Source organism: Streptomyces aureoversilis (genome assembly GCF_042657885.1).
Taxonomy (GTDB): Bacteria; Actinomycetota; Actinomycetes; order Streptomycetales; family Streptomycetaceae; genus Streptomyces; species Streptomyces aureoversilis.
Map to the genome: position 1 here is coordinate 109,181 of NZ_JBHSKJ010000002.1, position 12,863 is coordinate 122,043.

The 12,863-nt window shown below is 74.0% G+C and carries 8 protein-coding genes; 4 read left to right on the forward strand and 4 right to left on the reverse strand.

Going from position 1 to position 12,863, the window contains the following annotated elements; all coding sequences use genetic code 11:
• Window positions 1-47: 47 nt before the first annotated feature.
• Entirely contained in the window at window positions 48-1,124 is a 1,077-nt protein-coding gene (locus ACFPP6_RS03345) for a mechanosensitive ion channel family protein (protein WP_382037010.1), read from the reverse strand.
• 254 nt (window positions 1,125-1,378) lie between these two features.
• Here ACFPP6_RS03345 and ACFPP6_RS03350 point away from each other — a divergent pair, with 254 nt between their 5' ends.
• Window positions 1,379-1,915, forward strand: coding sequence for an HNH endonuclease (locus ACFPP6_RS03350; RefSeq protein WP_030366446.1), 537 nt, complete (start codon window positions 1,379-1,381; stop codon window positions 1,913-1,915).
• Window positions 1,916-2,002: 87 nt separating this feature from the next.
• Here the strand turns inward: ACFPP6_RS03350 and ACFPP6_RS03355 are convergent, their stop codons facing one another.
• Window positions 2,003-4,939 (reverse strand): beta-N-acetylglucosaminidase domain-containing protein, encoded by a 2,937-nt coding sequence (locus ACFPP6_RS03355; protein ID WP_382037013.1) that lies wholly within the window; start codon window positions 4,937-4,939, stop codon window positions 2,003-2,005.
• A gap of 222 nt (window positions 4,940-5,161) precedes the next feature.
• Here ACFPP6_RS03355 and malQ point away from each other — a divergent pair, with 222 nt between their 5' ends.
• The 3 genes from malQ (at window position 5,162) to ACFPP6_RS03370 (ending at window position 8,746) form a co-directional block, all read left to right on the forward strand.
• Complete coding sequence (gene malQ, locus ACFPP6_RS03360; protein WP_382037695.1) at window positions 5,162-7,243, forward strand: 4-alpha-glucanotransferase; 2,082 nt, start codon at window positions 5,162-5,164, stop codon at window positions 7,241-7,243.
• A 109-nt stretch (window positions 7,244-7,352) separates the two neighbouring features.
• Window positions 7,353-7,559: a hypothetical protein gene (locus tag ACFPP6_RS03365; RefSeq protein WP_079110802.1), complete on the forward strand. Its 207-nt coding sequence runs from the start codon at window positions 7,353-7,355 to the stop codon at window positions 7,557-7,559.
• A 212-nt stretch (window positions 7,560-7,771) separates the two neighbouring features.
• Window positions 7,772-8,746 (forward strand): acyl-ACP desaturase, encoded by a 975-nt coding sequence (locus ACFPP6_RS03370; RefSeq protein ID WP_336013765.1) that lies wholly within the window; start codon window positions 7,772-7,774, stop codon window positions 8,744-8,746.
• Between the two features lie 234 nt (window positions 8,747-8,980).
• Here the strand turns inward: ACFPP6_RS03370 and pepN are convergent, their stop codons facing one another.
• Both pepN and ACFPP6_RS03380 read right to left on the reverse strand, forming a co-directional pair.
• Window positions 8,981-11,554 carry an aminopeptidase N gene (gene pepN / locus ACFPP6_RS03375; protein ID WP_382037018.1) on the reverse strand — a complete coding sequence of 858 codons (2,574 nt, stop codon included), beginning with the start codon at window positions 11,552-11,554 and terminating at the stop codon, window positions 8,981-8,983.
• A 143-nt stretch (window positions 11,555-11,697) separates the two neighbouring features.
• Window positions 11,698-12,726 carry an aspartate-semialdehyde dehydrogenase gene (locus ACFPP6_RS03380; protein WP_382037021.1) on the reverse strand — a complete coding sequence of 343 codons (1,029 nt, stop codon included), beginning with the start codon at window positions 12,724-12,726 and terminating at the stop codon, window positions 11,698-11,700.
• Between the last annotated feature and the right edge of the window lie 137 nt (window positions 12,727-12,863).

Consider the following 12,863-nt stretch of genomic DNA (forward strand, 5'->3'; position numbering starts at 1 on the left):
CGCCGCGCGGGCCCGGACCGCCCGGCGGCGGGGCCGCCGGGCCGCCGTCACTTGCCCAGGGTCGCGCCCGGCACCGCCGGCGGTATGGGCGTCGTGGCCTGGGACTGCGGGGACGCCGGGTTCGCCAGGGCGGACGGGGCGGCCACGGCCGCCATCGGGTCGGACCCGTCCGTCTCCAGATTCGCCTCCGGCGGGCGCCCCACGATGCGGATCCCCTCCGTGTCCAGCGCCTGCTTGATGCGCCAGCGCAGCTCGCGCTCGACGCCGAGCGCCTTGCCCGGCATGGTCTTGGCGGAGACCCGGACGACCACCGAGTCGAGGTAGGTCGCGCTCAGGCCCAGCACCTCGACGGGCTCCCACAGCCGCTCGGTCCACGGCTCGGCCTTCTGCATCTCCTCGCCCGTGCGGGTGAGGATCTCGCGGACCCGGTCCAGGTCCTCGTCCGAGCGGACCTGGATGTCGACGCCGGCCGTGGCCCAGCCCTGGCTCAGGTTGCCGATGCGCTTGACCTCGCCGTTGCGCACGTACCAGATCTCGCCGTCCGCGCCGCGCAGCTTGGTGACGCGCAGGCCCACCTCGATCACCTCGCCGGAGGCGACCCCGGCGTCGATCGTGTCGCCGACGCCGTACTGGTCCTCCAGGATCATGAAGACGCCCGAGAGGAAGTCGGTGACGAGGTTGCGGGCGCCGAAACCGATGGCGACGCCCGCCACACCGGCGCTCGCCAGCAGCGGGGCCAGATTGATCTTCAGCACGGACAGCACGGTCAGCGCGGCCGTACCCATGATCAGGAACGAGGCGACGCTGCGCAGCACGGAGCCGATGGCCTCCGAGCGCTGCCGGCGCCGCTCGGCGTTGACGAGCAGACCGCCGAGCGCCGTGCCGTCGACGGCCGAGGCCGTGCGGTTCATGCGCGCTATGAGCTTGGTGATGGCGCGCCGGATCAGGGAGCGCATCACCACCGCGATCACCACGATCAGGATGATGCGCAGGCCGTTGCTGAGCCAGACGGACCAGTTCTCCTCGACCCAGCCGGCGGCGTCGTTCGCCGTCCGTTGTGCCTCGTCGAGAGAGACAGGACGGGGCGTCGCGTCTTCTGCGGCCAGGGCAGCGGACCAGAACACTGCAGGAACCCTTCGTGTGGGACGCCGGCCCGAGATGCGGGCGGGCGGACTCACCACACTATCGGGGCAGAGGTGATCCTCCGTTGCTGTGTTCGAGATGCGACGGGTCTTGAGCGGGGGATGAACAGGATGTGTTCCAAAACACCCGTGACCCGTTACCCGGTCATGGTGGCGCTCCGACCAGGGGCCGGGGGACACTTGCAGGAGATCGTCCCGGCGCGAGCCACGCGCCGCCGGCGTACAAGGAGGCACCCGTGCCGCATGTCCTGGTCCTCAACGCGTCGTACGAGCCGCTCGGCGTCGTACCGCTCCGCCGCGCGCTCATACTCGTCCTCAATGAGAAGGCCGTCAGCCTCGAGGACACCGGCGCCTATATGCACAGCGCAACGTGCACCATCCCCGCTCCCAGCGTCGTCCGCCTCAAACGCTTCGTGCGCGTGCCCTTTCGGGGGCCCGTCCCGCTCACCCGCCGTGCACTCTTCGCCCGTGACGGCGGGCGCTGTGCGTACTGCGGTGGCGTCGCAACCAGCGTCGATCACGTGGTCCCGCGCAGCCGCGGCGGCCAGCACGCCTGGGAGAACGTGGTGGCGGCCTGCCGCCGCTGCAATCACGTCAAGGCCGACCGGCACGTCGCCGAGCTGGGGTGGCGGCTGCGTCACCAGCCCGCGCCGCCGTCCGGGCTGGCCTGGCGCATCATCGGCACGGGCCATAGGGACCCGCGCTGGCTGCCTTATCTCGAGGCATTCGGCGCGGAGGACGCGATGGCCCGGATCGACGGCATTTCCGCCTGACAGTCCCGGGCCATTTCCGTACCCCGGGCGCCGGGCAGGCTGAGGATCCGGCCCGTCCGCCGCCCGGGGACGGCGTGCGTCCGGCGCTCAGGGGCGGTCCACCGCGTATGCCTCCACTCCCCGCAGGGCGTCACCGGCCTTCCCGCCCTGCACCCGTACGAAGCGCGTGTCCGGCGCGTCCATGCGCACCGTCTCCGTGGCCCCCTCGCCGGAGGCCGCGGCCGCGTCCCGCCAGGTGCGGCCGTCCGCCGACACCTGGACGCGGCAGCGGGCCGCGTCCTCCTCGCCGTCCTGCCCGTCGCGCCAGTGCAGCACCAGCCGCCCCAGCCGGACGGGGCGGGCCAGCTCCAGCTGCCGGCCGCCGCCCGCGGAGCCCAGGGAAGCGCCGCGCGCCAGGTCCGGGCCGCCCGCCTGCGGGTACGCCCGTACGGTCAGGGTCCGCTCCTGGTCGCCGAGGCGGACCGGGACGGTGAAGGTGCGGGCCGCGCCGCCCGCCGGGACCGTGAGCTCGATCCGGGCGGTGGCCACCCCGCCGCGCGCCACTGCCACCTCCGCGGGGGCCTTGACCGAGACGCCCTCGGGCGCCTTCACGACGAGCTTCTCGCGGACCTCCTCCGGCCGCCGGTTGATCATGCGCACCTCCACGGCCGCCGGGCGCCCGCCGAGCTCCGCGTCCGTCTCCGCGCGCGTGAGCTCCACGTCGGCCGAGGGCGTGTCCGCGAACCACGGGGCGATCTCGTGGACGGGCGGCGGCGTGCCGCCCCCCTCCCACACCACCCGCAGCGCGTCCGCCCGCATCCCCTTGCCGGCCAGCTGCGTCCAGCCGCCGTCCGACACGGCGCCCAGCGGCTGCCACCCCTTGGAGACGTCGCGCGCCCAGGCCGTGCCGCGCGCGCCCGGCGCGGGCGCGGTGAGCACGGTGACGGCCGTCAGCGGCCGCGGCCCCTCCAGCCGTACGGTCAGCGGCTCGCCCGCGGCGGGCGTGAGGGCGGTGGCCGGGTTCCCGTCGGTGGCCCGGCCCGCGGAGCGCACCGGCCGGTCCACGCCCGTCCAGCCGTTCGCGCGCGCCAGGGCCTGGTCGAGGAAGGGGGTGAGCACGCCCTTGCCGACCGTCACCGGGCTGTCCTTGATCCGCCCGCGCAGCCGCTGCACGTCCAGCTGGGCCCGCCAGGCCTCCGCGCCGTCGCCGCGGGCCTGGGCGAGCAGCATGTCCAGCGCCCGCGTCCCCGCCTCGCCGTGCCGCGCGAGCTGCTCCAGCCACGGGCCCACCTCGCCGCCGAAGGACCCCGACAGGCGCTGCTGTGCCTCCCGCATGGTGCCGAAGGCGGCCCGCAGCCGGCCCGCCGCCTCGTCCCGCGCCTTGGCGTCCGTACCCGACAGGGCCGTCCAGAACGCATCCAGCAGCGGGCGCAGGTACGCCGACTCGGTGCCGCCGAGCACCGACGAGGCGTCGTTGCCCGCCAGGGCCCGCAGCGCCTCCCGGGTGCGCGGGTCCGGCCCGGCCAGGTCGTCGACCGCGGCCCGCCAGGACTCCTCGGGGCGGTAGCCGCGCGGGTTCCAGGCGTAGTCGGCCGCTGTGAACAGCGGGATGCGCGAGACGGAGGCCTGCGACGAGGCGTTGGCCAGCAGCGCGGCGGAGCCCGTCGCGACGGCCGGCTCCCGGCCGGTGTACGGCCCGAGGAAGATACGGTCCTGCGCGAAGTCGTTGACCGGGTAGTTGTCCATCGTCACCAGCGGGTGCCCGAAGGCGGCCCGGGCGTCGGACAGTTCGCCGCCCGTGATGGTCTTCGGCACCACCCCGACGCCCGTCCACGCCACCTCCACGCGCGGGTCGAGCCGCTCCGCCAGCGCCCGCCGGAACGCCGTCCGCCCGTCCTGGTAGTACTCGGTGGGCAGCAGCGACAGCGGGGCCGCCTCCGCGCCCTTCGCCGCCAGGTGCGCCGCCAGCGCGCCCGCGACCTTCGCCTGCGCCTTCGCCGCCGCCTTCGGCCCCGAGCCGAACTCGTCCGAGTCCGCCCCGCAGTGCCACTCGCTGTAGCTCACGTCCTGGAACTGCAGCTGGAAGGCGCGGAAGCCCAGCGCCCACATGCCGTCCACCTTGCGCTTGAGGGCCCGCAGGTCCTCGGCCGAGGAGAAGCACATCGACTGCCCCGGCGACACCGCCCAGGCCAGCGTCACGTGGTTGCGGCGGGCCCGCTCGGCCAGCGCGCGGAACTCCTCGCGCTGCGCCGCGGGGTAGGCGGCGCGCCAGCGGGCCTGCCGGTACGGGTCGTCGCCCGGCGCGTACAGATACCGGTTCTGCTTGGTGCGGCCCATGAAGTCCAGCTGCGCCAGACGCTGTTCGCGCGACCACGGCTCCCCGTAGAAGCCCTCGGACAGGCCCCGCACCGCCGTGCCCGGCCAGTCGCGGACCACCGCCCCGGCGAAGCCCTTCGCGCCGCCCCGCTCCACCGTCAGCTGCCGCAGCGTCTGCGCCGCGTGGAACAGCCCGTCGGAGCCCGCGCCCGCGAGCGCGGCCGTCGGCCGGCCCGCCACCTGGCCTGTGGCCAGCCGGTACCCGCCGGACGGCAGGTCCCCGGCCTCCGGCGCGCCCAGCGCCCGCAGCGCCTCCTCCGCGCCCCGCCCGCCCGCGTAGACGATCAGGCCGCGCGGAGGCGGCGTGCCGCCCGGGGCCGCGTCCACGACCGTCCGCGCACCCGCGTCGCGCAGGACGTCGCGCAGCGCCTGGACCGCGTACGGGTCGGTGCCCGGCTCGGCCATCAGGGTGACCTCGTCGCCCACCTGGGCGTACGAGCCCAGCGCGCGCGACGCCTGCGGCCGCGGCCACACCGGCGGCAGGGCGCCCTCGCCCTGCGGATCGGGCGCGGCCGCGGCGGCGTCACCGGGCCGGGGCGCCGCGACGGTGCCGGGCGCGCCCGCCAGCAGTCCGCCCAGCAGGGCCGCCGCGAGGACGGTGACCCCGGCGCGCCGGGGGCGCACGGGCCCGTGGCCGCCGGGTGAGGAGTCGCTGCCCCGGAAGTGCACGGCCGTCTCCCTCGCCCCTAGGTGCTCCCGACGGGGGCGAGCCCATCACCAGCCGCAAGGCGTGTCAACGCACGTGACCGAAGTGCCTGTATTGCCCGGCGCGTCGACGGCGAAAGCCGAACGTCCGCGGGTGAACGGGAATTCGAGTGGTGTCCCGCGGCCCGGCGGCGGGTACGGCCTTCGGCACGGACACCTGCGGAGGTGGTGATGGCCGAGGTGCAGATGGCCAGGGCGCGGCTCGCCGCACTGCACGGCATCGCGACGTCGTACAGCCCCGCCCCCGGCCGCAGCGTCGGCGTGCCGGAGGAGACCGTCGTCGCCGTCCTCGCCGCCCTCGGCGTCGACGCCTCCACGCCCGCCTCCGTGCGGGAGGCCCTGGCCGCCCACGAGGAGGCGGCCCGGCACAGGCTGCTGCCCGCCACGGTGGTCCTGCGCGCCGGGCGCGGCGCGCCGCCCGTCCTGCCGCCGGGCACCGAGATGTGCGTGGAGACGGAGACCGGGGACGTCGTCGTCCTGGACCCCGCCGCCGGAGCCGCCCCCGGCGCGCTCCCGCTCGGCACGCACCTGCTGCGCGCCCACGCACCCGACGGCCGGTCCGCCACCGCGTCCCTGATCGTCGCCCCGGACCGGCTGCCCGCCCCGCCCCGGCGCGGCCACGGCTTCCTCGTCCAGCTCTACTCCCTGCTCTCCGCCCGCTCCTGGGGCATGGGCGACCTCGGCGACCTGGCCGCGCTCGCCGACTGGTCCGGCCGCACCTTCGGCGCCGACTTCGTCCAGGTCAACCCCCTGCACGCGGCCGTGCCCGGCGCGGGCGGCGCCCCCACCGACCCCTCGCCCTACCGGCCCTCCTCCCGCCGCTTCCCCGACCCCGTCCACCTGCGCGTCGAGGACGTGCCCGAGTTCGGGCTGCTCACCGGCGAGCGGCGCGAGCACGCCGAGCAGCTCCTCGGGCAGGCCGCCGCCCTGCGCGACGCCGTGCTCCACAAGGGCGAGCTCATCGACCGCGACGCGGTGTGGGAGCTCAAGCGGCGCGCCCTGGAACTCGTCCGCACCGTGCCGCTCGGCCCCGCCCGCGTCGCCGCGTACGAGGCCTTCCGCGCCGGGCAGGGCAGCGCCCTGGAGGACCACGGCACCTGGTGCGCGCTCGCCGAGGTGCACGGGCCGGACTGGCGCGCGTGGCCGGGAGGGCTCCGCGACCCCCGTTCGGCGGACACGGCCCGCGCCCGCGCCGGCCTGGCCGACCGCGTCGACTTCCACAGCCGGCTCGCCTGGCTCACCGACGAGCAGCTCGCGGCCGCCCAGCGCACCGCCAGGGCGGCCGGCATGCGCGTCGGCCTCGTCCACGACCTCGCCGTCGGCGTGCACCCCTCGGGCGCGGACACCTGGGCGCAGCAGGACGCCTTCGCCGCCGGCATGTCCGTCGGCGCGCCCCCCGACGCCTTCAGCCCCCGCGGCCAGGACTGGGGCCTGCCGCCCTGGCGCCCCGACGCCCTGGAGGCCTGCGGCTACCGCCCCTACCGCGAGCTGCTGCGCGGCCTGCTGCGGCACGCGGGCGGCCTGCGCATCGACCACGTGATGGGCCTGTTCCGTCTGTGGTGGGTGCCGCAGGGCGCGGATCCCACCCGGGGCACGTACGTCCGCTACGACCCCGAGGCGATGCTCGGCGTCCTCGCCCTGGAGGCCCACCGGGCAGGGGCCGCGGTCGTGGGGGAGGACCTGGGCACGGTCGAGCCGGGGGTCCGCGAGGCGCTGGCCGAGCGCGGCGTCCTCGGCACGTCGGTGCTGTGGTTCGAGCGGGACTACCGGGACCACACGGCCGGGGACGCCGCACCGCTGCCGCCCGGCCGGTGGCGCACCGGCTGCCTGGCCACCGCCACCACCCACGACCTGCCCAGCACCGCCGCCCGCCTCACCGGCGACCACGTCGCCCTGCGCCACCGGCTGGGGCTGCTCACCCGCCCGCTCGACGAGGAGCGGCGGGAGGACGCGCGGGAGGTGGGCGAGTGGCTGGAGCTCTTCCGGCGGCTGGGCCTGCTGCCCGAGGGGCCCTGCGACGAGGAGACGGCCGTCCTGGCCGTCCACCGCTACCTGCTGCGCACCCCCGCCCGCCTGATCGGCGTCTGGCTGCCGGACGCCGTCGGGGACCGCCGCCCGCAGAACCTCCCCGGCACCTGGGACGAGTACCCGAACTGGCGGCTGCCGGTCGCCGGCCCCGACGGGCGCCCGCTGTCCCTGGAGGAGCTCGCGGCCTCGCCCCGGCTGCGGGCCCTGATGGCGGAGGTGGGAGCGGTGGCGGGGCCCTAGCCCCACCCCCGGGCGCGCGGGTCTCTTATGCTCCCGATATCTTGAGGCCGTGAGCACTAAGAACAAGAACGCCGTGCGAGCCGGTGCCATCTCGGCCGGCACGCTGCTGATGCTGCTGATGTCGTCCCCCGCGTTCGCGCTCACCCGCGACGACGGTGACGACCCGGGTCCGGGCCTGAGCATGATCAATACGCTCGGCCTCTACGTCGCCGCGCCGATCGTCCTCTTCCTGGTGATCGCCGGCCTCACGATGGTCGCCGCCAGGCACTCGGACAACCCGCACACCGTCGACACCCACCACCCGCGCACGCGCTAGCCTGCTCGATCTTCTTCAGCCCGGTGCCCCCGGTCCTTCTGGACCGGGGGCACCGGGCTTTTTGCGTGCGTTCCCGCGGATGTTCCCGCGCGCGGTTCACGGGTGTGTCCCCGGCCTCAATCCGGAGCCGCTGGTTTCGCTTTACGGTCCGTTTAACTTACGGTGTCGTAACCTACGGAACCGTAAGTGTGATCGTCCCCCAGGAGCTGTCCGTGACCATCGCCCCCCTTCGCCACCACGCCCGGGCCGTGTGGAGCGACAGCCGCCTGCTGTACGCCCTCGAAGAGGTCGTCGAGGCCGAGCTCAACCGGCACCTGAAGGTCGCCAAGGAGTGGATGCCGCACGAGTACGTGCCCTGGAGCGACGGGCGCGACTTCGACGGCGTCATGGGCGGCGAGGCCTGGGCGCCCGAGCAGTCCAAGGTCACCGACATCGGGCGCACCGCCCTCGTGGTCAACCTCCTCACCGAGGACAACCTCCCCAGCTACCACCACGAGATCGCCCAGCTCTTCGGCCGCGACGGCGCCTGGGGCACGTGGGTGCACCGCTGGACGGCGGAGGAGGGCCGGCACGGCATCGTCATGCGGGACTACCTGCTGACCTCGCGGGCCGTCGACCCCGTCGCCCTGGAGCGGTTCCGGATGGCGCACATGAGCGAGGGCTTCGAATCCGACAACCGGCACAGCATGCTGCACTCGGTGGCGTACGTCGCCTTCCAGGAGCTCGCCACCCGCATCTCCCACCGCAATACCGGACGCCACTCCGGCGACCCCGTCTGCGACCGGATGCTCGCCCGCATCGCCACGGACGAGAACCTCCACATGGTCTTCTACCGCAACCTGCTCGGTAAGGCGTTCGAGCTCGCGCCCGACCAGACGATGGGGGCGGTCCGCGACGTGGTCGTGAACTTCCGGATGCCCGGCCACGGCATCCCCGGCTTCGAGCGGGCCGCGGCCCAGATGGCGATCGGCGGGATCTACAACCTGCGCATCCACCACGACGACGTCCTCGAACCGGTCCTGCGCTTCCTGAAGGTCCTGGAGATCACCGGCCTCGGCCCGGAGGGCCTCCGCGCCCAGGAGGAACTGGGCCTGTTCATGAACGGCCTCGACGACCAGGCCACGAAGTTCGACGAGCGCCGCGCCGCGCTGCTCGCGCGGCGCGCCGCGAGGGCGGAGCAGGCCTGAGGCAAGGCCTCATGCCTCGGGCGCCCAGGGCCGACAGGCCCTGGCATCTTCTCCCGCCGCGACGGCGAGAAACCCCCGTGGTGCGGTCCGGCAGCCGTCGCGGCGGATTCTGTGAGGCCGGGCCTCATGACCCGAGAGTGCGGGCCGCAGGGCCGGCCAGCCCCGCAAACGACCGAGGGCGCCCCCGGCTCGGCCGAGCCGGGGGCGCCCTCCATGCGCTTCGCGCAGCGTGCGTCAGCTCGCCGCGGACGCGTCCGCCGCCTGGGCCTTGAGGGCGCGCTCGACTCCCGAGCGGGACTCCATGATCAGGCGGCGCAGCGCGGCGTTCGGCTCGGCCGAGGACAGCCACGCGTCGGTCGCGTCCAGGGTCTCCTGGGAGACCAGCAGCGCCGGGTACAGACCGATCGCGATCTGCTGGGCGATCTCGTGGCTGCGGCTCTCCCACACGCCCTTGACCGCCGCGAAGAACTTCGCGCTGTAGGGCGCGAGCAGCTCGCGCTGGTCGGCCTGGACGAAGCCGCCGATGACGGCCTCCTGCACGGCGTTGGGCAGGGCCGCCGACTCGACGACCGACTTCCACGCCGCGTCCTTGGCCTCGGCCGTGGGCCGCGAGGCCCGCGCCGCCGCGGCGTACCGCTCGCCCGCGGACGTCCGGTCCCGCTCCAGCTCGGCCGCGATCGCGGCCTCGTCCGCGCGCCCGGTGGCCGCGAGGCGGCCGAGCAGGGCCCAGCGCAGCTCGGTGTCGACGGCGAGGCCGCCGATCTCGTCGGTGCCGTCGAGGAGCCCCTGCAGCAGGGCGAGCTGCTCGTCCGTACGGGCGGTGGCGGCGAAGGCGCGGGCCCAGGCGAGCTGGTGGTCGCTGCCCGGCTCGGCGGACTTCAGGTGGGCGAGGGCCGCCTCGGTCCACCGGGCGAGGCCCGTCGCACGCCACTCGGGGGCGGCGTAGAGGTCCAGGGCCAGCTTGACCTGCCGCTGCAGCGACTGCACGACGCCGATGTCCGACTCCTTGGCGATGCCGGAGAGGACGAGCGCGAGGTAGTCGCGGGCGGCGAGCTCGCCGTCGCGCGTCATGTCCCACGCGGAGGCCCAGCACAGGGCGCGCGGCAGGGACTCGGTGAAGTCGCCGAGGTGGGCGGTGACGGTCGCGAGCGACTGCTCGTCGAGGCGGACCTTGGCGTAGGACAGGTCGTCGTCGTTGAGCAGCACGACGGCCGGCCGGGGCTTGCCGACGAGCGCGTCGACGGGCGTCAGCTCACCGTCGACGTCGAGCTCGATCCGCTCCTTGCGGACGAGCTTGCCGCCCTCCAGCTCGTACAGGCCGACGGCGATCCGGTGCGGCCGCAGCGTGGGCTCGCCCTTGGCGCCGGCGGGCAGGGCGGGGGCCTCCTGGCGGACGGCGAAGGAGGTGACGACGCCGGAGGCGTCGGTCTCGATCTCCGGGCGCAGGATGTTGATGCCGGCGGTCTCCAGCCACAGCTTCGACCAGGTGGTCAGGTCGCGGCCGGAGGTCTCCTCCAGCGCGCCGAGCAGGTCGGTGAGGCGGGTGTTGCCGAAGGCGTGCGTCTTGAAGTACGCCTGGACGCCGCGGAAGAACGCGTCCTCGCCCACGTAGGCGACGAGCTGCTTGAGGACGGACGCGCCCTTGGCGTAGGTGATGCCGTCGAAGTTGACGAGCACGTCGTCCAGGTCGCGGATCTCGGCCATGATCGGGTGGGTGGACGGCAGCTGGTCCTGCCGGTACGCCCAGGTCTTCATGGAGTTCGCGAAGGTCGTCCACGCATGGGGCCAGCGCGAGCCCGGCGCGGAGGCCTGGCAGGCGATCGAGGTGAAGGTGGCGAACGACTCGTTCAGCCACAGGTCGTTCCACCACTCCATGGTGACCAGGTCGCCGAACCACATGTGGGCCAGCTCGTGGAGGATCGTCTCGGCGCGCCCCTCGTACGCGGCGTCCGTCACCTTCGAGCGGAAGACGTACTGGTCGCGGATGGTGACCGCGCCCGCGTTCTCCATCGCGCCCGCGTTGAACTCCGGCACGAAGAGCTGGTCGTACTTGGGGAAGGGGTAGGGGTAGGCGAACTTCTCCTCGAACCAGTCGAAGCCCTGGCGCGTCACCTCGAAGATGTGGTCCGCGTCCAGGAACTCGGCCAGCGAGGGGCGGCAGTAGATGGCCAGCGGAATACTGCGGCCGTCCTTCTCGTACGCGCTGTGCACGCTGTGGTACGGGCCGGCGATCAGGGCCGTGATGTACGTGGAGATCCGCTGGGTCGGCTCGAAGCGCCAGACGTCGTCGGCGGGCCGCTCGGGGGTCGGCGAGTTGGAGATGACCGTCCAGCCCTCGGGGGCCTTCACGGTGAACGTGAAGACGGCCTTGAGGTCGGGCTGCTCGAAGGAGGCGAAGACGCGCCGCGCGTCGGGCACCTCGAACTGGGTGTACAGGTAGGCCTGCTGGTCGACCGGGTCGACGAAGCGGTGCAGGCCCTCGCCGGTGTTGGTGTACGCGCAGTCCGCGACGACCTTCAGCTCGTTGCGGCCGGCCACCAGGCCCGGCAGCGAGATCCGGCTGTCCGCGAACACCTCGGCCACGTCGAGCGCGGTCCCGTTCAGCACGACCTCGTGCACCGTGGGCGCCACCAGGTCGATGAACGTCTCCGCGCCCGCCTCGGCCGCGTCGAACCGCACCACGGTCTCGGAGCGGAAGGTGCCCCCCTCCTGCGCGCCGGACAGGTCGAGGTCGATCTCGTACGTGTCGACGGTCAGCAGACGAGCCCTCCGCTGCGCCTCTTCGCGGGTCAGATTCGTTCCAGGCACCTGGGCATCTCCTTAACTTCGCGACTTTCCGGCCATCCTTCCACGCCGGGTGCCCCGGGCGGGCCGGGGTTTTTCCGGAAGCGAAACGTCCGCGCCACCCGGCCCGGAGCGGGCGGGGTGGCGCGGACGTACGGGAGAGGGGGTCAGCCCTTGAGCTCGGCGGCGACCAGCTCGGCGATCTGCACGGCGTTGAGCGCCGCGCCCTTGCGGAGGTTGTCGTTCGAGAGGAAGAGCGCGAGGCCGTGCTCGACGGTCTCGTCCTCGCGGATGCGGCCCACGTAGGAGACGTCCTTGCCGGCGGCCTGCAGCGGGGTGGGGATCTCCGAGAGCTCGACGCCCGGGGCGTCCTTGAGCAGCTCGTACGCGCGCTCGACGCTGACCGGACGCTCGAAGCGGGCGTTGACCTGCAGCGAGTGGCCGGAGAAGACGGGGACGCGGACGCAGGTGCCGGAGACCTTGAGGCCCGGGATCTCCAGGATCTTCCGGGACTCGTTGCGCAGCTTCTGCTCCTCGTCCGTCTCGAAGCGGCCGTCGTCGACGATCGAGCCGGCCAGCGGCAGCACGTTGAAGGCGATGGGGCGCTTGTAGACGCCGGGCTCGGGGAACTCGACGGCCTCCCCGTCGAAGGCGAGCTGGTCAGCGGCCTCGGCGAGTCGGCAGACCTGGGTGTGCAGCTCGGCGACGCCGGCCACGCCCGAGCCGGAGACGGCCTGGTAGGTGGTGGCGACGAGGGCCGTCAGGCCGGCCTCCTCGTGCAGCGGCCGCAGCACCGGCATGGCGGCCATCGTGGTGCAGTTCGGGTTGGCGATGATGCCCTTGGGGCGGTCCTTGACCGCGTGCGGGTTGACCTCGGAGACGACGAGGGGGACCTCGGGGTCCATGCGCCAGGCCGAGGAGTTGTCGATCACGACGGCGCCCTGCCCGGCGACCTTCTCGGCCAGCGCCCGGGAGGTCGCGCCGCCCGCGGAGAAGAGCACGATGTCCAGGCCGGTGTAGTCGGCCGTGGCGGCGTCCTCGACCGTGATCTCCGTGCCCTGCCAGGGGAGGGTGGACCCGGCGGAGCGCGCCGAGGCGAACAGGCGCAGCTCGCTGACCGGGAACGCCCGGTCGGCGAGGATCTTGCGCATGACTCCGCCGACCTGCCCGGTGGCTCCGACGATTCCGATCCTCATGAGGGCTCCCTACTCATGTACATCACATGCAACATGCAACCTGCTGCCAGGGACGTCGCGCCTGGCACGCCGGTTCCATCATGTGGTCACACCCGCCCCAAAAGTCCAATCCTTTGACCGGTGTGCGGGACCGGGCC

Excerpts from the sequence above, each read along its gene's own strand:
- malQ (WP_382037695.1), top strand. The coding sequence starts at position 5,162 with ATGGCCAGGGCGCGGCTCGCCGCACTGCACGGCATCGCGACGTCGTAC.
- ACFPP6_RS03365 (WP_079110802.1), top strand. The coding sequence starts at position 7,353 with ATGCTGCTGATGTCGTCCCCCGCGTTCGCGCTCACCCGCGACGACGGT.
- ACFPP6_RS03380 (WP_382037021.1), bottom strand. The coding sequence starts at position 12,726 with ATGAGGATCGGAATCGTCGGAGCCACCGGGCAGGTCGGCGGAGTCATG.